The sequence below is a fragment of the Bacillota bacterium genome (genome assembly GCA_012842395.1).
Taxonomy (GTDB): domain Bacteria; phylum Bacillota; class SHA-98; order UBA4971; family UBA4971; genus UBA6256.
Window position 1 is genome coordinate 58764 of record DUSX01000030.1, and the last position, 21161, is coordinate 79924.

The following is a 21161-nucleotide window of genomic DNA, read 5'->3' on the forward strand; positions in this document are numbered from 1 at the left end:
GGGGAATGAGAGGTGGTGTGAGGGTCATGCTGAGCCAGATAGTTCAGAACGCCGTGAGCGGTGTGGCCATCGGCCTCCTGTACGGTCTTATCGGGCTAGGGGTTGTGCTGTTTTTCCAGACGACGAACCTGATCAACTTTGCACATATCTCTTCCGCTATGCTTGGCGCGTACCTGTTCTATACGTTTTACGTGTTATTGCACCAGAGGTTTGTCACATCCCTTGTCGTGGCTGTTCTCATGGTCGCCCTTTACGGAGCCCTCCTCAAGCGGTTTGTGTACAACCCTCTGTTAAAGCGTCAAGGCGGACGACTGGAGTTTATTATCGCCACTCTTATGCTTTCGGTTTTTCTTCTGAACGCGGTAATAGTCCTTTGGGGTGGCATCCCGCTTCCGTTCCCGCCCGTATTCGGAGACCCTACGAAGCCTTTGATACTGGGGGACATTGTGATCCAGTATCACTCATTGTGGGTATTGGGATTCGTTGGTTTGTTTGTTATAGCGCTTCAGCTATTCTTCACCAAGACCATTACCGGGAAGTCTCTCCGGGCCGTCGCTCAGAATCCCAGAGCGGCCAGGCTTATGGGCGTTGACGTTGACAAGATGCTCCGCCTTTCATTCATGTTGAGTACCGGGATTACGGCTCTGGCCGGAATCCTGCTAGCGCCGACGTACTTTGTGTCGCTGGATCTCGGAGGTGGTATCATCGGAATCAAGGGGTTCGCTTCGGCCGTCATTGCAGGGTTGAAGAAACCTTATCTTGCGCTGCTCGGCGGGGTCATGATCGGGCTTGCGGAGAACTTTGTCGTGCTGTACTTCTCGTCCACCTACAGGGACGTCATCACTTTCTTTCTCCTGATATTGTTCCTGGTGGTCAGAAGACAGCCCGAGGAAGCGGGAAGGTAAAGGGGAGAGAGCGCCATGAACAAGAAACGAGCAGTCCTGATCGCGATGACCGCCGCATTTCTGCTCATTCCCGTGCTCGACAGGAACCAGTACCACATCTATATCCTGGACCGGGCATTGATAAACTGTATAGTCGCCAGTGGCCTTGTTGCCTTGACAGGGCTGGCGGGTCAGATGTCGCTTGGGCATGCAGCATTCTACGGGATAGGCGCCTACACTTCCGCCCTATTGACCGCGAGGCTCGGTGTGCCGATATGGCTGGGCATCGTCGTGGCGGCCGTTGTCTGCCTTGCGGCAGGGATGCTTCTGGGCATACCGTCCTTCAGAGTCTCGGGCTTTTACCTCTCTCTCGTCACGATCGCGTTTGGCAACATAGTCTGGATGGTCATCGTGAACTGGCAGTCACTGACCGGAGGGCCACTTGGGCTGCTTGGCATCCCCACAATCAGGGTCAGCGGCAAGCCCATTGGCAAAGTGGGGTTCTTCTATCTGTCCGCCGTGGTTCTCGCGTTAACCTTCATCATCAGCCGCAGGATCGCCGGCTCCTATCTTGGACGCGCAATGAGGGCGATGCGCGACGACGAAGTGGCGGCCACCACCATGGGAATAAACGCTAGAGCCTTAAAACTCATGGTATTCTCCCTTTCGGCAATGTACGGCGGAGTTGCGGGGGGCCTGTACGCGCACCTTTCGACATTCCTGAGCCCCGAGAGCTTTGTGTTCCTGGAGTCATGCAATTTCGTTGCCATGGCTGTCGTGGGAGGGCTGAGGCACATCTTCGGTGGAATACTCGGGGGCATTGTGGTTACGCTGGTCCCGGAGTTTCTTCGAGTCAAGGGATGGGAGATTTACTACCTTATGGGCTCCAGCCTCGTGATCCTGCTCCTGGTGATCTACCTGCCCTCAGGGCTAGTTCCCGCAATCGACAACGTTTTCGACCGTCTCTTTGTGAGGGGGAGTAGCTCAGTCGCGCGCGGCAGCGGAGCTTCTCCCACCGGCACTGGCCCGGCGAAGGTCACGAAAGGTAGGTGATGGCGGGTGGCTATTCTAACCACGAAGAATCTCACGAAAAGGTTCGGCGGACTTGTCGCGGTCAATGACCTCAGCGTTGAAATCCCGGAAGGACAGGTGACCGGCCTCATTGGCCCCAACGGGTCGGGGAAAAGCACTTTTATCAACCTCATTTCCGGGGTGTACAGGCCAACCTCCGGCGAGATTCACTTCAACGGCCAGGATATCGCGGGCAAACCTGCCCATGTTATCACGGCTATGGGTATGGCCAGAACCTACCAGCAGATCCGGCTTTTCGAGCAACTCACCGTCCTCGAAAACGTCCTCGTTGGGAGGCACCTGAGCTATTCGTCGAACCTCCTCGACATCCTCCTCGCCACAAAGAAGCTTTCGGCCGAGGAGAGGACCGAGAAGGAAAAGGCGTTTGAATACTTGCGACTCGTCGGGCTCGCTGACAAGGCAGATGAGTATCCGAGAAACCTGCCGTACGGTTTCAGGCGGAATCTCGAGATAGCGCGGGCTCTTGCGCTCGAACCGAGACTCTTGCTCCTAGACGAGCCGGCGGCGGGCATGAACCGCGACGAATTCCTTGCGGTCACTCAACTCATCCTCAACCTCAAGGCCCAGGGGCTTTCCATCTTGCTTGTGGAGCACACCATGGAATTCATCGAGACGGTTGCCGATAAGGTGATAGTCCTCAACTTTGGATGCAAGCTGGCTGAGGGCACGTTCGGGGAGATCGAGAGAGACCCGAACGTCATCGAGGCGTACCTGGGCAAGGAGGGGCTGTGAGATGCTCGAAGTCCGCAACCTGGACGTCGCTTACAACGGAATTCCAGCTCTTCGTGGCGTTTCTTTGGACGTGAGAGAGGGCGAGGTCGTGTCAGTGCTAGGGCCAAACGGTGCAGGCAAGACCACGCTGCTCAACGCGATATCGGGGCTTGTGAAACCCGATCCGTCCAGCAAGATACTGTTCATGGGAGAGGACATATCTCAACTCGAGCCCGGCCAGATAGTTGCCAAGGGGATTATCCAGGTCCCGGAGGGCCGGCAGATATTCCCAGAGCTGACCGTGCTCGAGAATGTGGAGGTCGGCTCCATAAGGAGGAAGGACCGGGCGAAAATCAAGAAGGACATAGAAGACATATTCGAGGTATTCCCGGAGCTCAAAGGAAGAAAGCGACAACTCGGAGGCACGCTCAGTGGCGGCGAACAGCAAATGCTCGCTATAGCGCGGGCCCTAATTGCTGAGCCAAAGCTGCTCATGATTGATGAGCCCTCCATGGGACTTGCCCCGATCGTCGTCCAGAGGATATTCAGGCTTATACAAACCGACATCCGTAAGCGCGGGATCACGGTCCTCTTGGTTGAGCAGAACGCTTATCTCTCAATGGCTGTGAGCGACAGGGCATACATCTTAGCCCAGGGCGAGGTTGCCTTGAACGGGACGGTCGAGGAACTCTCCCGGGATGCCAAGGTCAAGGAGACCTATTTCAGAGGCAGAAGTCTCGGGGCGCAGAGCGGTTCTTAGGCGGTCGCGTAGTAGGTCTTGGATGCGAGATGAAGCGACAACGCTCGTCAACACCACGAAGGGGGTTCAGAGAAAGTGGACCTTAGGAGCCGTAACATCACGCTCGAGCCACCGCAGCGCGCTCTCTTGAAAGGCGTTGGGCTCAGTGACGAGGATCTTGAACTCCCTCTTATCGGGATCGCCAACTCGTTCAGCGAGCTCTCTCCTGGTCACATTCACCTGCGCACGATATCTGACTACGTCCGGCGCGGGATCAGGTACGCCGGGGGGACCCCCCTCGAGTTCAACACCATAGCGCTTTGTGATGGGCTTTCCGGGGCGTTTGTCCGGCACAAGGAAGCGCAACGCTATACGCTGCCTCATAGGGATCTCATCGCCGACTCCGTCGAGATGGCGATAGAAGCCAACCAGCTGGACGGGCTCGTGGCCATAGGCACGTGCGACAAGATCGTTCCAGGCATGCTCATGGCCTGTGCTAGGCTGGGAATTCCGGCCATATTCGTTTTCGGCGGGTCGATGCTTCCGGGCAGGTACAAGGGCCGAGTGATCTGCGGCGGCGCCACCGAGATGATAGAGGCCACGGGCCAGTATAAAGCGGGCGCTCTCAGCAAGGAAGACATGGACGCAATGGTTGAGAACGCCTGCCCAACCCCCGGCGCGTGTGGCGCTATGGTAACGGGAAACAGCATGGGCGTCATTGCTGAGGCCCTCGGCATGGGCCTCCCCGGGTCCGGAACCGTCCCAGCCCTCGACATGCGCCAGCTCAGGCTAGCCGAGCTTGCTGGGCGAAGGATTGTGAGCCTCGTGCGTGCTGGTATCACCGCTAGGGACGTGATCTCACGGGAAGCTATGGAAAACGCCATAAGGGTACTGTGCGCGACTGGCGGGTCTACCAACTGCATTCTACATATCATGGCCATCTCCAGGGAGGCGGGGCTCGATGTGGACCTCGATTTGATTGACGAACTCAGCCGCAGGACACCGCATCTGTGCCCACTCATCCCGTCCGGGGAGTTCAGTGTGCCCGAGTTTCATGACGCTGGCGGAGTCCAGGGCGTTATGAAAAGGCTTGCGCCACTGCTGCACCTCGATTGTATGACGGTCACTGGCGAGACTCTGGGCAAGAACCTCGAGCGAGCTGAGGTCCGTGACGAACGAGTGATTAGGCCTCTGCACGATCCTTACAAGCCAGAAGGTGGCATTGCGGTGCTCAAGGGAAATCTCGCTCCCGAAGGCGCCGTCGTCAAGCAATCCGCCGTGTCCGAACGAATGCAGTACCACGTGGGACGCGCCCGGGTGTTCGATTCCGAGGAGGATGCGACCGAGGCGGTCTTGGCCGGCAAGGTCCACGAAGGAGAGGTGGTCGTCGTCAGGTATGAGGGACCCAAGGGAGGTCCCGGTATGCGGGAAATGACGACCGTGATCGGCGCGATATGGGGTAAAGGCCTTCAAAACTCAGTTTCGCTCATCACCGACGGACGGTTCTCAGGAGCGATAAGGGGACCGGCCATAGGCTATATTTCCCCGGAAGCCGCGGAGGGCGGGCCGCTTGGGGTGATCGAAGACGGTGATTTAATCGAGATCGACATCCCCCGCCGAAAACTAGAGGTTCGCCTGGATGAAGCCCAGATAAGAGAGCGACTGGCACGCTGGACGAGGCCTGCGTTCAAAGTGGAGAGGGGCTGCCTTCGCATGTATGAGCGTTTCTCGAGCTCTGCGAACAAAGGGGCGGTAATCGAGCCATGAAGACGACCGGGCCAGGAGAGGTCTCGATTCCCTTCGGTGATGGCGAGGTATTGGTGGACCTCAGAAACGCCGACGTCGTTGCTGTTTGCGGGATCGCAAGATATCCGGCAGTGGATGACATAGAGGCGCGCGTAGCGGAAGCCATCGCTGCTCCCATTGGCGTCCCGCGACTGCGAGAAATGGCAAGAGGCGCGAGGCGCGTCGCGATCGTGTCAGACGACGCCACCCGCCCTACTCCCGTTGCGGATATTCTTCCGCCCATCCTTGGCGAACTAAGGGCATCTGGTGTGCCAGATGACGCAATAACCATCGTCATGGCAAACGGCTCGCACAGGCTCATGACCGCGAACGAGATAGAGCAGAAACTCGGGCCGGGCGTGGCGCGAAGGTTCAAGGTAGTCAACCATGATTACAGAGCACCCGACCTTGTGGACTTCGGCTGCACCCCGAGTGGCGTTCCGATTCATGTGAACAAGGAAATCGCGGATGCGGACTTCGTGATAGGACTGGGAAGCATAGTCCCGCATAGGTACTGCGGGTGGTCAGGCGGTGCGAAGATAATCCAGCCTGGCGTTTGTGGCGAGGAGACCACGGTCGCGACCCACCTCATGATAACTCGGGATCCCAGCGTAAGGTTGGGCAACGTCGAGAACGTGGTAAGGCATGAGATGGAGGAGGTTGCCGCTAGGGCCGGGCTCAGGTTCATAGTGAACGTCATCCTGAACGCTGATTGCCAGGTCGTCGGAATAGTGGCGGGCCATCCCGTGGCAGCGCACAGGTCGGGCGTATCTAAGGCTCTCGAGGTCTGCGGGACCAGGATACGTGAGAAGGCGGACCTAGTGATCGCAGGCTCGCATCCTGCGGACATGAACTTCTGGCAGGCTGGGAAGGCTCTCTATTCGGCAGACCTGGCCGTAAAGGATGGCGGTACCATAATCCTGGTGTCGCCCATGCATGAGGGGATCGGTGAACACAAGGAGTTCGGCGAACTGCTGTCGCTCGAATACGATGAGATCATGAAACGCTTGCGTCAGGGCGAGATCCTGGACCGTCTGTCCGCCGCGGCGGCTCTCGCCGTGAGTCTTGTGGCGCGAAGAACGAGAATAGTGCTAGTAACTAATGGTCTCAGCGATCGGGACGTCTCCGCGATGGGCTTCGTGAGGTATGACGTGGCTGACCTGCAAAAGGCCGTGGACGACGCATTGGCGCCGTACGGCAATCTCACGCGCAGAGTCGTTGTTCTGCGCGAGGCTCCAGACATCCTTCCGATGGTCGAATGAGCCCTGTCCTCTTGAGGTGAGCAGAGTGCCGGCCGAGTTTGATTTGAAATACGGAGACATCACCGTTGCGGTCTCCGTCCCAGAGGGCCTTCGAACGACTGTGCTTAGTCCAGGCGTGGGTGCGAACAGCGCTGGCAGCGGCGCCCCGTTGACTGATCCTTTACTCGCGCTGGAGGACTCTCTCAGAAACCCCATAGGCTCGCCGCCACTGTGCGAGGTGGTGCGGCCGGGGGACCGGGTCGTAGTGCTCGTGAGCGACATTACAAGGCTTTGGATCCGTACGAGCGACTTCATGGCTCCCATTCTGGACCACCTCAACCGCGCAGGGGTGCCGGACTCCCGCATTTCAATATGCGTGGCCATGGGGTCTCACAGGAAAATGACGCCCGATGAGATACGCCGGATCGTTGGCGATATGGCGTACGAAAGGGTTTCCGTGTTCCAGCACGACATCGATGACGAGAACGGGTTCGTGTACCTCGGCAAGACCAGTCGGGGCACGCCAGTGTGGGTCAATCGGCGGGTGATGGAACACGACAGGATTCTAATGACCGGCGGAATCGTCCACCATGCTATGGCTGGATACGGGGGCGGAAGGAAAAGCGTCCTGCCTGGGATCGCCTCGAGGGACACGATCAAGGCCAACCATCTTTGGGTCTTGGACCCGGACAAGGTAGGGATAAGGCCAGGGGTTGGGTCCGCCAAAACCTTGGGTAATCCACTTCACGAGGACATGGTGGACGCCGCAGCCATGGTGGCACCGGACTTCATTGTCAACGTGGTCACCGACTCGCAGGGCTGGTTTGCGGGCTTCTTCTCCGGGCACTGGCTTGAGGCCTGGCAAGCGGGGTGCAAATTGGTGGACCGCATGTATTGCGTCCCGATAGACCACAAGGTGGATATGGTGATCGCCTCGTGCGGTGGGTACCCTAGGGACATTTCCATGTACCAAGCCAGCAAGAGCTTCTATAACGCCTGGATGGCGCTCAAGCCTGGAGGGACCCTTGTCCTTTTGGTCGAGGCGAGGGAGGGAGGGGGCGGCGAGGAGTTCTTCAAATGGTTTCGATACCCGGATATCGAATCGTGCTACGAGGCGCTCAAGAGCGACTTCACGGTTGCGGGTTACCTAGCGTTCTTGACGCGGTATATTGCCAGCGTGGTAAGGACAGTCATTGTAACCGATATGGATAGTAACTTGGTGCGGACAATGGGGGTAATTCCTGCGCCCACCGTGCGCGAAGCCGTGGAAACAGGGTTAAGTTGGGCGGGGCATGATCCAGAGATACTGGTCATGCCTGAGGCCGGAATAACCCTTCCGATCCTGCACGGCGAGACGCCTTGAAAACACTTGGTCTTGGTGTTGAAACCGCATGAGTGAGAAACACGAAAGAAATGAGACACAAAGCCAAGAGAGGGAAGGGAGGTGCTGCTGGCGGCGTTTGTCCGCCGGCACGAAATGAAGGTACTCGAGAACATGCCCATGGAGGGGGCGCCATGGTTCAGTGACGTGAAATGGGTGTCCCCGATGAACTTCGACCCTGCGATAAGACCCGCTACGACCTCCAAACGCGTTTACATTCATGACGTCACCCTTCGGGACGGGGAGCAGACGTGCGGGCTCAACTGGACAGAGGACGAAAGGATCAGGATCGCGGTTGCCCTAAGCGAGATAGGAGTCCAACGGATAGAGGTCGGCATGCCCGCAGTCAGCGAGGACATCTCTCGTGCAATAACGAGGCTCGTAGCGATGGGTCTTCCTGCGGAGATAGTTCCTTTCGCCCGGTGTGTCAAGCAAGATATCGACGCTGCTGTCGACTCAGGTGCAAAGTCCATAGTGGTAGAACATGCTGTAAACCCGTACACGTGCCAGTATGCGTATAACGTTGACACGGAGGCGCTTATCAGCAGGATAGTCGAATCGGTGAACTACGCGAAGTCGCAGGGTCTCCGCACGACGTTCATGGGATGGGACGTCACCCGTGCTACGTTCGAGTATGTGTTCAAGGTCTACCGCCGAGTGGTGGAAGAGTGCCACCCTGAGGCAGTGGTGTTTACTGACAGCTTTGGAGTGGCGTCCCCCCTCGCGATATTCCATGCGATCAAGACCCTGAAGGAGATGCTTCCAGCGGTCAGGCTGGAGTTTCACGTGCACAACGAGTTCGGAATGGCGATGGGCTCGGTGATTGCAGCTGCTTATGCCGGGGTGGACGGAATCCACTCGTCCATCAACGGCCTTGGCGAAAGGACCGGCAACGTTCCGACGGAGGAGGTTGTGGCGGCTCTAGAGCTTCTCCTAAACATAGACACTGGTATCGACATGAAGAAGATCGATAGCGTGACGAAGCTTGTCGAGGACATTTCCGGGATACCCATATGGACTAACAAGCCCGTTACAGGCAAGAAGCTCTTCTGGGTCGAGTCAGGCGTCGTTGTAGACGCCAAGACCAAACTCGAAAACGCAGGCATCCGTCCCGCCATGAGCCCTTACCTTCCTGAGGTTGTGGGGCGAGAGGGAATCAAGGTTGTGCTCGGAGGGTCCAGCGGCAAGGCAAGCATCAAGTTCTATCTGGACCAGAAAGGGCTGGACTACACCGAGGAAGACGCTGCTGCGATCCTCGAGAGAGTCAAGGCGGCGGGCCGCGAGAAGCGTAGAGTTCTCACGGACGAGGAGATAGACTCCATCATCGGCGAAGTGCTCGGCAAGAAACCTTGAAGGCTGGGCCAGGAGGCCAATACGAGGTGAGGCTACGTGGGCTTTCCCAGTTCCGAGGATTCTGAGAAGAATGGGAATGCCGCAGGTCAGGCGCTTCTAGTGTTGGACGACCGCGACAATGTGGCCACGCTCCTACGACCCGGCAGGAGGGGTGAGGAACTCGCGCTTGCCTCCGGGGATACGCTTCGACTTGTTGAGGACATACCCTCCGGACACAAGGTGGCCATTCGTCCCATCGGCAAAGGCGAATTCGTGGTCAAGTACGGAACCGCTATAGGCCGGGCGACGTGCGACATCGAGGTTGGAACTCACGTCCATGTTCACAACGTCCAAAGTCTCAGAGGCAAGGCCAAGGGGGCGAGTCGAGGCCAGTGAGAACCTTCTTAGGATATGAAAGGCCTGATGGGCGTGCGGGCACAAGAAACCACGTGTTGGTCCTGCCCACAGTCGTATGTGCCAGTGCTGTCGCTGAGGAGATAGCAAGGTGTGTGCCAGGAGTTGTGGCCGTGACGCATCCATATGGGTGCACGCTCGATCCTGCGTCTAACCAAGAGATGACCTGCGTTCTGGCAGGGACCGCGTCGAATCCGAACGTTTTCGGGGTCCTGTTGGTCGCGCTTGGGTGCGAAACCGTATCCGTCCACGAGGTAGCCACCGAAGTCGCAAAGTCCGGGAAGCCGGTTGAGGTGGTATCGATTCAAGATGAAGGAGACACCCTCGCTGCGACGGAAAAGGGGCTGGCAATCGCCGAGCGTCTCGTCAGAGAGAGCAAGTCGGCGTCGCGTGTGGACGTGCCGGTATCCAAGCTAGTGGTAGCCTTGGAATGCGGAGCTTCGGACGCATTCTCGGGCCTCACTGCGAATCCCGCAGTGGGACGAGCTAGCGACATTCTGGTGGGGCTGGGCGCTACGGTGATACTCTCCGAGGTCACGGAGTTTCTAGGCGCGGAACACATTCTTGCGGACCAGGCAGCAGACGAGGAGGTCCGGAGACGTATCATGGCCGTCGTGGCCAAGACTGAGGAGGAACTCTCCCGGATCGGACCTTTCGGCGAGTTGGGCGACATCACACCAGGCAATATCGCAGGCGGCCTCACCACTATAGAAGAGAAGTCCCTCGGATGCATCAGAAAGGGCGGGATCACCCCCATACGCGAGGTGGTCGAGTATGCACAGCGTCCGTCGAAGTCAGGGCTCGTGATAATGGACACCCCGGGTCACGACATCGAGTCCATGACCGCGATGATGGCCGGCGGCGCTCAGATAGGGATCTTCACCACCGGACGCGGGACACCTACTGGATCGGCGATAGCACCTGTGGTGAAGGTGGTGAGCAACACCCCGACTTATCTCCGAATGAGGCGAAACATCGACATCAATGCGGGCGGCATAGCCGACGGTGCCGAGTCCCTTGACTCGGTTGCGCAGAGAATCGTTGACTTCCTCTTGGACGTTGCTTCTGGTGCCACGACTGCTTCCGAGAGAAATGGGCACAGGGAATTCGCTATGAGACGCCGAGGCACCTATTGTACCGTGTACTGATTGCTGCACTGATCGGAGCGACATTGATCGTTGAGAGGGTCAGTTTCCGGAGGAGGGCTGGCGCGTGAAGCGCAGAGATGGCTTTCGCATTCTGGTAATCAATCCTGGGTCTACGTCAACGAAAGTTGCTGTGTACTTGGACGAAACGCCGATGTTTTCGGAATCCTATTCTCATTCCGCCCAAGAGCTCTCCAGGTTTGAGCGGATCCTCGACCAATTGGACTGGAGGCGCGGGTTTGTCTATAAAGCTCTCGATGACCACGGATTCGACCTTGGGAGCGTCTCGGCGGTAGCGTGCCGGGGCGGTAGGTTGAAACCTCTGGCCAGCGGGACCTATCTTGTGAACGACCGCATGCTGAGCGATTCCAGACGGGGACTCCAAGGGGAGCATGCGTCCAACCTCGCTTGCATAATCGGGGACGAGATCGCGAGGCGCGTTGGCGTTCCTGCATTTGTAGTGGATCCCGTGTCCGTTGACGAGCTTGACGATATCGCAAGGGTGACCGGGGTGCGGGAGATCCAGCGGAACAGCCTTTCCCATGCTCTTAACATGAAAGCCATGGCCAGGAGAGCCGCGAAGGTGCTTGGCATGTCGTACGAAGACGCGCGACTGATCGTCGCCCACATGGGCGGAGGAGGGTCCGTCAGCGTTCACGTTGACGGAAGGATGGTAGATCTATACAATTGTGACAAAGAAGGGCCGTTCGCGGCAGAGCGGGCGGGTGCGCTCCCGACCCTTGACCTCGTGAACCTGTGCTATTCGGGCAGGTTTTCCAAAGAAGAGGTCCTGCGAATGCTGGTAGGGGGCGGCGGGCTCATGTCGCACCTTAACACGCGGGACATCCGCGAGGTCGAAGCCAGGATCGACAGCGGGGATAAACATGCGGAGTTCGTCCTCCGCGCGATGGCTTACGGGTTCGCCAAAGCCATCGCGAGCTTCACAGCGACCCTCGGGGGCAAGGCGGACGCTATAGTCCTCACAGGAGGGATGGCCTATTCGTCTCGCCTCGTGGAATGGGTCAAGGCCAGGATCAGCTTTATCGGACCTGTTCTCGTTTTTCCAGGCGAAAACGAACTCGAGTCCTTGGCCCTCGGGGTGCTCAGGGTGCTCAGAAACGATGAGCCCGCCAAGGTATACGAGTGAGAACGGAGGTTGCGAGCGGAGCGACAGGATGTCGGACGTGCAATCCCGACTGACGTAGAACGCAAGCAACAGAAGATCCACGGAACCGGAAAAGACGAGGCAAAGGAAGAACGTTGGATGAAGAGTTTTCAGGACATCTTCGCGGAGTGCGAAGCGCGGCCCGGCAGAACCGTGGCGGTTGCGGGGGCTGGCGACCCGGTCATTCTGCAGGCGCTGGCAGAGGGGGTTGAGCTCGGTGTGATCTCCGGCGGGATCCTCTACGTCACCGAGCCCTCGCGGTTGAGTTCGGCTCGGGACTCACGGTTGAGCTCGGCCCTGGACTCGGCGCTGGACTCGACTTCAGCCTCAGCTTGGAAACGCAGCTTCAAGGTCATAAGCACAGAGAGCGACCGCGAGGCATGCGCCGAGGCTGTTCGGGCGGTGGCCGAGGGATCATGCGACATGCTAATGAAAGGCCATGTTCAGACCAAAGACTTCATGAAAGCCGTGTTGAGCAAGGAAGCGGGGCTTGCTGGCGGTCGCATCCTCTCACAGACCGGCATCTATGAGATCCCCGGCCTCGACCGGCTTCTCCTTGTCGCAGATGTCGGCATAGTGATCTCTCCTGGCCTCGAAGAGAAGGTCCAGATCGTCGAGGGAGCGCTCGAAGTCGCTAGCGCGCTCAAGATCGAAAGGCCCAGAGTAGCTCTTCTATCGTGCGTTGAGACCATCAACCCGTCGATACCTGGGAGTGTTGACGCGGCTGTCATAACGATGATGAACAAGAGAGGGCAGATAAAGGGCGTGCCTTCACTCGTCGACGGGCCGTTGGCGCTAGACAACGCTCTGTCAAAGGAGGCCGCTGCACACAAAGGGATAACATCTGACGTTGCGGGCGCAGCCGATGTGTTGATTTGCCCTGACCTCAACTCAGGCAACATCTTTGCAAAGTCCATAATATACCTCACAGGTGCCCGCGCGGCCGGAGTTGTGACAGGAGCGAGATGCCCTATCGTTCTGACCTCTAGGGCGGATTCGAAACAGACCAAACTGAATTCGATGGCTGTGGCGGCCCTGCTGTAGCGGCTGATGTTGAGGGAGCTTTTGGGGAGGTTGAAGCCCGAGTGCAGTTGACAGTGGGAGAGGCGTTGGGACTGAACCCTCTAAACCTAGCCCGGGTGATCGCAGGCGAGGCGGGCCTCTCCAACGCCATCGAGTCCGTTACCGTCGTGGATGCGCCGGACGCGGTCGAGTGGCTTCGGGGAGGAGAGCTCGTCCTCACGACCGCTTACTCGATCAAAGACGATCCTGGGGCACAGCTCGCTTTTGTGAGGAATTTGGTTCTCAAAAAAGCGTCGGCTCTAGGTATCAAACTCCGGCGTTTCGTGGACGCCCTCCCAGCTGAAGTGCTTTCCTATGCTGACGAGGTCGGCCTCCCGATCCTGGAGATCCCATATGAGCTTGCCTGGATAGATGTGATCAACCCGATGTTGTCCGAGATCCTCGACAGGCAAGCCAGCGTTCTCAGGCGTTCGTTCGAGATACACACCCAGTTCATCGACGCGGTGCTCAAGGGCGCAGGGCTGCCGTCCATCGCAGATGTACTCGCGTCTCAAGTCAGAACGCCTGTCGCCATAGTGGACACCGAGTGGAATCTCTTGGCTCAGACTAACCGGGCCGGCGACCCGGACGAGCCCGCCGCCGTATGTTGGGACGAGGAGGTCGAACGCCTCAAAGCGGGCAAACCAGTTGAGCTCAGTCTCAAAGATGGGAGTATTCCAAGCAACGTCTATCGCATATCCTCTGAGACTTCAGATGGGCAGGTGCGCACTTTCATCGTCACCGAGGTGAGAACGGACAACGCCCATTACGGGCGCGTGATAGCGCTGGAACCCACACGGCGGGCGCTTAGCAGGGTGGATGTTCTTGCGATTCAGCATGCAGCGACCGGAGCCGCGTTGGAGACCCTCAAGGCCAAAGCTGCGGCCGAGGTAGAGCGGAGGTTCAGGAGTAGCTTCTGGCAGGACGTCGTGAACTCCAGGTTCCAGAACCGGGAGGCGCTGATTCAGCGCGCGAGGGCGCTCGGTTGGAATTTCGCAACTCCGCACATTCTGCTCATGGTGAGCCTTGACTCGCGGGACGTGGTCAGCCAGAATCCCCGAGCCGAGAACACGGTGGATATCGTGAGGGATCGGATACTGCGTGTCGTTGGGCTTACGCGATCCTCCAACGATTCGTGCGGGCATGGCATGCTGTGCTTCGATGATGGAAGCGGAATGGTCGTCCTGGTCCCTGTAGACAGGAACACTGACGCGATCCGCGCGAAAGAGACAGCCATGGAGATCGCGCACTCAATTAAGAAGGCTGTGAACAGTGAGATTGCGCCGATGACCGTGTCGGTTGGCATAGGGCGCTTCTACCCGGACGTCCTCGAGCTGGCAAGGTCTTATCGTGAGGCGAGGGAGTGCGTGGGGCTAGGGAGGGCGCTGTTTGGAGACAACAGCGTGATACACTTCGACGACCTCGGGCTTTACCGGCTCCTGTCTCGCGCGAGCGATCCCAAAGAGCTTGAAACGTTCATCAGCGAGCAGATAGGGCGTCTTGTCGAGTACGACAGGCTTCACCACACCCAGCTTCTGACCAGCCTAGAAGAGTACATTGCTTCCAACGGCAACATCCGGGCAGCCGCTGCGGCCATGCATGTCCACATCAACACGATGAAGTACAGGCTCAGACGGTTGGAGAAGGTTCTCGGTGTTGACCTCCGTAGTCACGAGGTGTGCTTCAATTTGGAACTGGCGCTGAAGCTACGAAGGTATGTACAGCTGTTTTCGTGAGGTTGCTCCCCGAGCAGCCTAGATGGATCTGGACGCTCATCCGTGAGCGAGCGCAAGAAGGAAGGGGATTCGCGTAGAGCCGAAGCCACACTACAGTGAGGAAGTGGAGTACTTTCTCGAGCTCGGAATAGCGGAGACGTTGTTGGTGAGGATGGGGATGGCGAGCCTCGAAACAGCCGAAGCCAGGTTTCATACGGTTCTGGAGCTTGACCCAGGAAACATCGAGGCTCTCAACCTGCTGGCTCAGATTTGCGCTCAGACTCGAAGGCACTCAGAGGCCCGCGAGCTTCTTGGGCGTGCTCTGGACAGTGCGGCGGGTGACCGAGATCTAGTGGTGGAACTCGTGGAGGCGCTTGCCGGAATCTACGAGAAAGCAGGCAAGTACCGGCTGGCCGTGAAGACCTACCGGGTCGGCCTCGGACGCATTGAGAGCGCAGCGTTGCACAACGGTATCGCTTACTGCTATGCGAAGCTTGGTCATTATCGGAAGGCGGTCTCCCACTCGAGGCGTGCGGTCGAGCTTGAGCCTGGCAACGCCGTCTATGTGAATGACCTCGGATATACGCTGCTGGAAGCTGGGGACCTTGACGGTGCGAAGACGGTGTTGGAGCGGGCAGTCGAGCTTGACCCTGACAACGAGCTTGCCCGCGGAAACCTGGCGTACTGCCTTGATCTGCAGAGCCGCGGTCGTGCTCTCCCGGGCGTTCCTGCGGACCACTGAGCCGGCACCGTCCAGCGGTCGCGCATCTTGCACTTCTACCCATCCAGAGTGTCCTCGAGAATGATACGCGAGGTGTGCCTCGCGTTCTGTGGATGGGCAGACCTTGCCACTGGACATCATCGTGTCAACTGTGGTCAGGATCGGTCAGAATTCCCCCCTTAACGGCATGCCCAACGCCCCAGCCGCCGAAGTTCCCCTCCCGCAGTCTGACGTAAGGCCTGGCCATAGACTTGCGAGACCCCTTATAATAGCGGTAGATGGAGTTGACAGACAGAGTTGATAAAGGGTGATCCAAGTGAACAACACAGCGTCCGGTGCGCGCGAAACCTTGCGCCTCCTCATGGAGCGTGCGAGCTGCCGCAACTTCACTAGCGACAAGACCCCGCCCGATGTCTTGCGACAGGTGCTCGAGGCAGGCATCCAGGCGCCCACCGGGGGCAACCTGCAACCATACAGCATAATCAAGATAGAAGACCAGGCCACCAAGGACAGGCTGGCCAAGCTCTGTGAGGACCAGCCTTTCATCGCTCGCGCGCCCGTGGACCTCCTGTTCTGCATCGACCTGCACCGATTGGAGCGTTGGGCAGCCCTTGAGGCTGCGCCTTTTGCGGCGAGAAAAAGCTTCAGGCATTTCTGGATCGCTTTCCAAGACACCGTGATGTGCGCCCAGAACGTATGCACGGCCGCGGACGCGCTCGGCCTTGGGTCGGTGTATGTGGGGAGTGTGCTGGAGTGCTTCCGAGAGCTACGCGAGATGTTCAGCCTTCCTTGCGGCGTGTTTCCCGTTGTGCTGCTCTGCTTGGGCTATCCCGCTAAGGAGTCGCGCCCCTCGCGGCGCCTTGGTGTCGACGTAGTGGTTCACGATGAGGCCTACCGTGAGATGGACGACGCGAGGCTGGTAGAGGCGTTTCGAGCCAAGTATCCGACCCTCAAGGTGGTCCCCACTCCCGAGCGACTCCGCGAGATCAGCGATGTCTGTCGCGCCGTCGGGGGTGAGGCATTGGCGGAGGAGTGCCTCGCGCGCATTCAGGCTCAGGGGTTCATAAACGCGGCGCAGAGGTATTTCGGCCTGCACTACCGTGCCGATCAGATGTCCCAAGGCAACCGCGAGTTTCTGCAAACCCTGCGCGACTTCGGCTTCGAGTGGGCGGACGCTGCCCCGGATGATGCGATATGATGCGATCTAGGTTGGGCACGCTTCTCGAACCCGCCGAACCTGCCGGCTCCTCTTGCCGCATCCGCGTCAAAGGGGTGGGACGACGCCGGCAAGAGCCGCAGTAGCAATGCAGTAGCAATGCCGGGAAGCGGGAAGGCTAAAACATGAAATCGCTCGTCAAGGACTGATGCACATGGGCACCTCCAACGAAATACACGCGCTCAGGGCGAAGGGCCTCGAATACATGAGAAGAGGGGAGTTTGAGGAGGCACAGAAGGTATTCGAGAGGCTGGCGAAGAGCGATCCGGACCCTTCTTCCCGCAATAATCTAGCGGCGTGCCGCTTCAAGCAGGGAGACCTCAAGGGGGCCTTGGGGGCGCTTGAGCCCAACCTTGAAGCGGAGTTGTTGAATCCCTTCGCGCACGCCCTGGCGGCGCAAGTCTTTGCGGCGTTAGGGCGTCGGGGGGAGGCTGAGAGGCACCTTGCCAGAGCCATATCTGATTTTGAAACGGGAATGAAGACTGTGGTGCCAGCGGGCTTGGCCGCCGAGGAGCCGTGGCGCGAGTATACTGTGATCATCAAGAGGGCCGCCGGAGACCTCGGTCATCACCGCCAAGTCCTCGACCTGTATCGCAAGTGGGAGAGATATCACGTTAATCCTGAGGATCGGTTCCTGGCCGGCGTCGCCGCCTTCAATCTCGGCCGGTTTTCGCAAGCTGTGTCGTTTTGGAGGGCAGTGGCCCCGCGCGGATGGGGGTTCGCGGACGTGTACGTCACGGTGGCGAGTGCCGTGGACGCGGGCACCGTGCCGCCGTTTCCCTTGGAGTACCACGTGCCGGAACCGCATGAAATCAAGGGGCACAAGACCGCTGATGACCTGCGAAGTTTGGCGCAGCAGGGCTGGTTTCGCATGCTCGCGCTTGGGAGCATCCTCGGTGCATCTCGCGATTACGAGGGAAAACGGCTTGCAGCCGCGCAGCTGGGGACCATTATTCGGTATGGGGGTGACTGGGGGCTGGACTTGGCGAAGCGCATTCTGTCAGCGCCCGCTGACATTGGCCAGGAGATGAAAGTGGCCGCCGCAGATGCCCTCGTGGAACTGGGTATTTATAAAGAGGGTGAGTCCATCGAGGCAGTGGTGGACGGCAAGCCGAGGTACCTGGTCATCCGGACTTCCAAGATCGCTGAGGAGCCAGACGAGACTGTCGAGGTGTTGCTAGAGGAGGCGAGCCTTCTCCGCAGCGTAGGCAAAATCGACGAGGCGATTGAGAAGCTGCGGCCATTACTCGAACGCGGCAGCTTTTACCCGCCTGCCATCTTAATGTTGGCCAACCTTCTAAGGAGGAAGGACCAGCTGGATGAGGCCGAGGGTCTTCTCCTTACTCTGAAGGACGTCGCGCCGAGCGACCCCGCTGTGCTTTTCAACCTTGCTGGGCTCTACATACAACGCGGTGACCCCATGCGCGCCAGGAAGTACGCCGACCAGATAGATCGCCGCCGCGCGACCGACGAGATCCGCGAAAAGCTCCCGCTCCTCGAGGACGAGATAGATCGCCTCGAGCTCTTAACAGTCAGGCCGAGCGAGGTCGCGGCGGTCGTTGCAGAGTCTTGGCGCGAAGACCAGGAGGACAAGCCTATCTCGCTAAACACAAAACTATCCCAGGCCGTGCGCACAGTGCCTGCGGGATGGGTCAACGCTGCTTGCGAAGCGCACGGTATCGATCCGGCGTCTACTAGACACAGGAAAGAGCGGGCGGAAGCACTCACGCGACGCCTCGTCGATCTGCGCCACATGGAGGAAATCGTGTCGAATCTGGAGGAAGACGAAAGAGCAGCCCTCCGCTTTGTCCTCAATGAAGGGGGGTGGGCCAAAATCTCGGCTCTCACTCGGCGGTTCGGCTCCATGGAGGGCGACGGGTTTTGGTGGGAAGAAACCCCACCTAGGTCCACCCTCGGAAGGCTTCGACTCAAGGCCTTGCTATTTGTTGGGAGAGCTGTCATCGACGGGCGTCGGTGCAAAGTCGCGGTGATTCCGCTCGAGCTGCGCGAGGGCCTCGCGAAGCTTCTCGGATCACGCCCTCCGGCCGCTGGAGCGCCAGAGCGCGCGTGCCGGAAGGCACCCAGTGAGGCTCCGGACGAGAGTGGGCAAGGTGGGGCGAGGCAAGAGGCAGCGAAAAGCGCTGGTTTCAAGAGAGGGCGGCGCGCGCCACGAGGCGGACGCTGATTGGGCCCCCACGATAATGTATGACGGCAGCAAATCGCGTGGTGACCATTTTCCCCATCTGTTGCCAGGGCGTCGGACGGCGACCGCGACCGCGAACGCGAGGTCTCGCCTATGTGCCTACGTTGCCTACGTCCCCGTACCCTGCGTCCTGCCTACGCTCCACGTCATGGACTTCTAGAGACAGGCCCGGGGAGACAGACCCGCTTGCGCGGGCCCGAAAGCCTCCAGCCTAACTGCCAGGTTGACGTAGCAGGGGCACTTGATGGCCATATCACATTTGGGCATGGACCTGCATCCATCTATTGACCCAGTGCCACTTTTGTGGTAGCTTCATATTGACAATAGTCTGATGTCAGGTGACTGATGTGTCAGACTATTGGGGCATCGCCTGGACATCGTCTTGACTTGGGCATTGGTCATCCATACAAGTGTTGATACGACCGGAGGAAGGCTGGGGAGGATATGCGTCAACGAGTTTCTGTGAGCGATGAGGTGGAGGAGTATCTCAGGGACCTCATTCGGAAGCTGGGCCCGAACCAACGTCTCCCCAGCGAGTCAGAGCTGTGCGCTGAGACAGGTGCGGGGCGGTCCACCATCCGCGAAGTCATCAGAACTCTTGAGAAAGAGGGTTTATTGTTCAGACGCCAAGGGGTCGGTACATTCACTGTAGTAAACCACGGCCCGGTCATCGGGGGGCTTGAGGTCCTTCGGGGTATTCCAAAGATAGTTCGCGCGGCTGGACAGAAACCGAAGATCGTCTCAACTACCATCGCTGTGATCAACGACGTTAGCGACGAGATCCGTTCTGCACTCGGACTTGGAGATGAGACCCAGCAAGTTGTGTACGCCCGGCAGTTGTATCTGAGTGATGATGTCCCGATCATCCTAGGTGACAGCTTCGTCCCGGGTCGTTTATTCTCGGACCCGGTTGCCTTTTGCGCGCGTTTGAAAGACGCGGCGGAAAAGAGCCTATGCCTCTTCGAGGTGCTCGAGCGTTACAAGATCTTCGTCAAATACGCAGTCTCCGATGTAGAAGCGGTTGCCGCGCCTGAGCCCATAAGCGACCTCCTCGATGTGCCGCGCGGCCATCCGCTTCTGCTGCTCAAAGAAGTACACTACTCCGGCCAGGGGAAGCCCGTCATTTACTCTCGAGACTTCATAGAGACGGCCCGATACCGGTGTGTCGTCGTGCGTAGGAAAATATGAGAGGCTGAGGTGGAGACATGTGACTTCGTACTTGGAAAAGGTTGATTTTCGTCTTCCAACCGGACTTGAGGGCCGGGACCAGTACCACATCTGTTGCAAGCCAGGAGACGTTGCTCCTGCAGTGCTTGTGCCGGGCGACCAGGGTCGCGTCGGGAAAATCGTGGCCATGCTGGATGGGGCCGAGAAGAAAGCGGAGAACCGAGGGATGATTACATATACCGGCACATACAAGGGGTGGCCTGTCTCGGTTACATCGACCGGTATGGGGGGGCCTTCCGCAGCGATCGCCTACGAGGAGCTCATAAACGTCGGCGCGAAGCTCTTAATCCGCGTCGGCAGCATGGCGGGCCTCCAACCAGAGGTTCATGAGGGCGACGTAGTCATCGCTTACGCATGCGTCCGAGATGACGGCGCCTCCCAGTACTATGTCCAGCAGAACTACCCCGCGGTCGCTTCCCCGGATGTAGTCCAAGCTTTGGTTCAATCTGCCAGGGAGCTTTCAATTCCGGTGCACGTGGGAATCAACTGGAGCCACTCGTGTTTCTACAGTCGTTCTCCTGAATACTTTCAGGCGTGGGCTAGAAAGCGTGTCACGTCCATGGAAATGGAAGGAGCAGCCCTTTTCGTCGTGGGGGCGCTGAGGGGGGTTCATTGTGGCCTCATCGGGACGTGTTTCGCAAACAGAGGCCTGCAGTCGCAGCAAGATGTGGTCGACCTATCGGTTCCGCGCATTGACAGGGAGGTGATTGAGAGGGGGGTCAGGAACTCCATCAAGATCGCGTTGGAAGCTGTCGTGAAAGCGTACACTGGTGGTTTGATTTGTTAGAGGGAAGGCACTCTCCGCGGACAGTCCAGCTAAGGCGAAGACAGGGTCCTGGCGGACGAGGACGATCGAGAGCGCACGGGTTCGTTGTCTGCTACTCCTAAGAATCACCTCGGTAGGGCGCTAGGGGCTTTCGTTTCTTTTCACGAGACTGCTAAAGGCGCCGATGGTCGATCCTTTGCATCACGGGGACCCGGAGAATTCCGGCGCTCCTCCGCGCCGGATTCAGACGCGGCGCGTCGTAGGCGCTGTCACCGCGTCGTCGGTCGCCGGTCCCGCGATGGCAAGGCTCATCCATGGCGCTAGGCAGGCCCTCGGTGCTTAGGGGCAGCGCGAAGTTATGA

At 58.7% G+C, this 21161-nt stretch carries 18 protein-coding genes; all 18 read left to right on the plus strand.

From position 1 onward, the window contains the following. Positions 1-26 precede the first annotated feature (26 nt). The 18 genes from GX515_09040 (at position 27) to GX515_09125 (ending at position 20820) form a co-directional block, all read left to right on the plus strand. Positions 27-905, plus strand: a complete 879-nt coding sequence (locus GX515_09040) for a branched-chain amino acid ABC transporter permease (protein HHY33141.1) — start codon at positions 27-29, stop codon at positions 903-905. Between the two features lie 45 nt (positions 906-950). Further along, positions 951-1937, plus strand: a complete 987-nt coding sequence (locus GX515_09045) for a branched-chain amino acid ABC transporter permease (GenBank protein ID HHY33142.1) — start codon at positions 951-953, stop codon at positions 1935-1937. A gap of 6 nt (positions 1938-1943) precedes the next feature. Next, positions 1944-2708, plus strand: coding sequence for an ABC transporter ATP-binding protein (locus GX515_09050; protein ID HHY33143.1), 765 nt, complete (start codon positions 1944-1946; stop codon positions 2706-2708). A gap of 1 nt (position 2709) precedes the next feature. Continuing rightward, positions 2710-3447, plus strand: a complete 738-nt coding sequence (locus GX515_09055) for an ABC transporter ATP-binding protein (GenBank protein HHY33144.1) — start codon at positions 2710-2712, stop codon at positions 3445-3447. A 75-nt stretch (positions 3448-3522) separates the two neighbouring features. Next, positions 3523-5193 (plus strand): dihydroxy-acid dehydratase, encoded by a 1671-nt coding sequence (gene ilvD / locus GX515_09060; protein ID HHY33145.1) that lies wholly within the window; start codon positions 3523-3525, stop codon positions 5191-5193. Next, a complete protein-coding gene (gene larA / locus GX515_09065; protein HHY33146.1) occupies positions 5190-6473 on the plus strand; it encodes a nickel-dependent lactate racemase in 1284 nt (427 codons plus the stop codon). Before ilvD ends, larA (GX515_09065) begins: the two co-directional genes overlap by 4 nt. 25 nt (positions 6474-6498) lie before the next feature. Next, positions 6499-7815: a nickel-dependent lactate racemase gene (gene larA / locus GX515_09070; protein HHY33147.1), complete on the plus strand. Its 1317-nt coding sequence runs from the start codon at positions 6499-6501 to the stop codon at positions 7813-7815. Between the two features lie 114 nt (positions 7816-7929). Beyond that, positions 7930-9186, plus strand: coding sequence for a homocitrate synthase (locus tag GX515_09075; protein ID HHY33148.1), 1257 nt, complete (start codon positions 7930-7932; stop codon positions 9184-9186). A 36-nt stretch (positions 9187-9222) separates the two neighbouring features. After that, on the plus strand, positions 9223-9561 hold the full coding sequence (locus GX515_09080) for a UxaA family hydrolase (protein HHY33149.1): 339 nt from the start codon (positions 9223-9225) through the stop codon (positions 9559-9561). Then, positions 9558-10727 carry a UxaA family hydrolase gene (locus GX515_09085; GenBank protein ID HHY33150.1) on the plus strand — a complete coding sequence of 390 codons (1170 nt, stop codon included), beginning with the start codon at positions 9558-9560 and terminating at the stop codon, positions 10725-10727. Before GX515_09080 ends, GX515_09085 begins: the two co-directional genes overlap by 4 nt. Positions 10728-10791: 64 nt before the next feature. Further along, the gene (gene buk / locus GX515_09090; protein ID HHY33151.1) at positions 10792-11871 is read left to right on the plus strand and encodes a butyrate kinase; all 1080 of its coding nucleotides are present in this window, start codon (positions 10792-10794) and stop codon (positions 11869-11871) included. A gap of 117 nt (positions 11872-11988) precedes the next feature. Next, the gene (locus GX515_09095; protein ID HHY33152.1) at positions 11989-12933 is read left to right on the plus strand and encodes a phosphate butyryltransferase; all 945 of its coding nucleotides are present in this window, start codon (positions 11989-11991) and stop codon (positions 12931-12933) included. 41 nt (positions 12934-12974) lie between these two features. After that, the gene (locus GX515_09100) at positions 12975-14687 is read left to right on the plus strand and encodes a PucR family transcriptional regulator (GenBank protein HHY33153.1); all 1713 of its coding nucleotides are present in this window, start codon (positions 12975-12977) and stop codon (positions 14685-14687) included. Positions 14688-14790: 103 nt separating this feature from the next. Next, positions 14791-15408 carry a tetratricopeptide repeat protein gene (locus GX515_09105; GenBank protein ID HHY33154.1) on the plus strand — a complete coding sequence of 206 codons (618 nt, stop codon included), beginning with the start codon at positions 14791-14793 and terminating at the stop codon, positions 15406-15408. Positions 15409-15694: 286 nt separating this feature from the next. Beyond that, positions 15695-16585 (plus strand): hypothetical protein, encoded by an 891-nt coding sequence (locus GX515_09110; protein ID HHY33155.1) that lies wholly within the window; start codon positions 15695-15697, stop codon positions 16583-16585. A gap of 172 nt (positions 16586-16757) precedes the next feature. Then, positions 16758-18788 carry a tetratricopeptide repeat protein gene (locus tag GX515_09115; GenBank protein HHY33156.1) on the plus strand — a complete coding sequence of 677 codons (2031 nt, stop codon included), beginning with the start codon at positions 16758-16760 and terminating at the stop codon, positions 18786-18788. A 462-nt stretch (positions 18789-19250) separates the two neighbouring features. Further along, a complete protein-coding gene (locus GX515_09120; GenBank protein HHY33157.1) occupies positions 19251-19994 on the plus strand; it encodes a GntR family transcriptional regulator in 744 nt (247 codons plus the stop codon). 31 nt (positions 19995-20025) lie between these two features. Next, positions 20026-20820: a nucleoside phosphorylase gene (locus tag GX515_09125; protein HHY33158.1), complete on the plus strand. Its 795-nt coding sequence runs from the start codon at positions 20026-20028 to the stop codon at positions 20818-20820. The last annotated feature ends 341 nt before the right edge of the window (positions 20821-21161 follow it).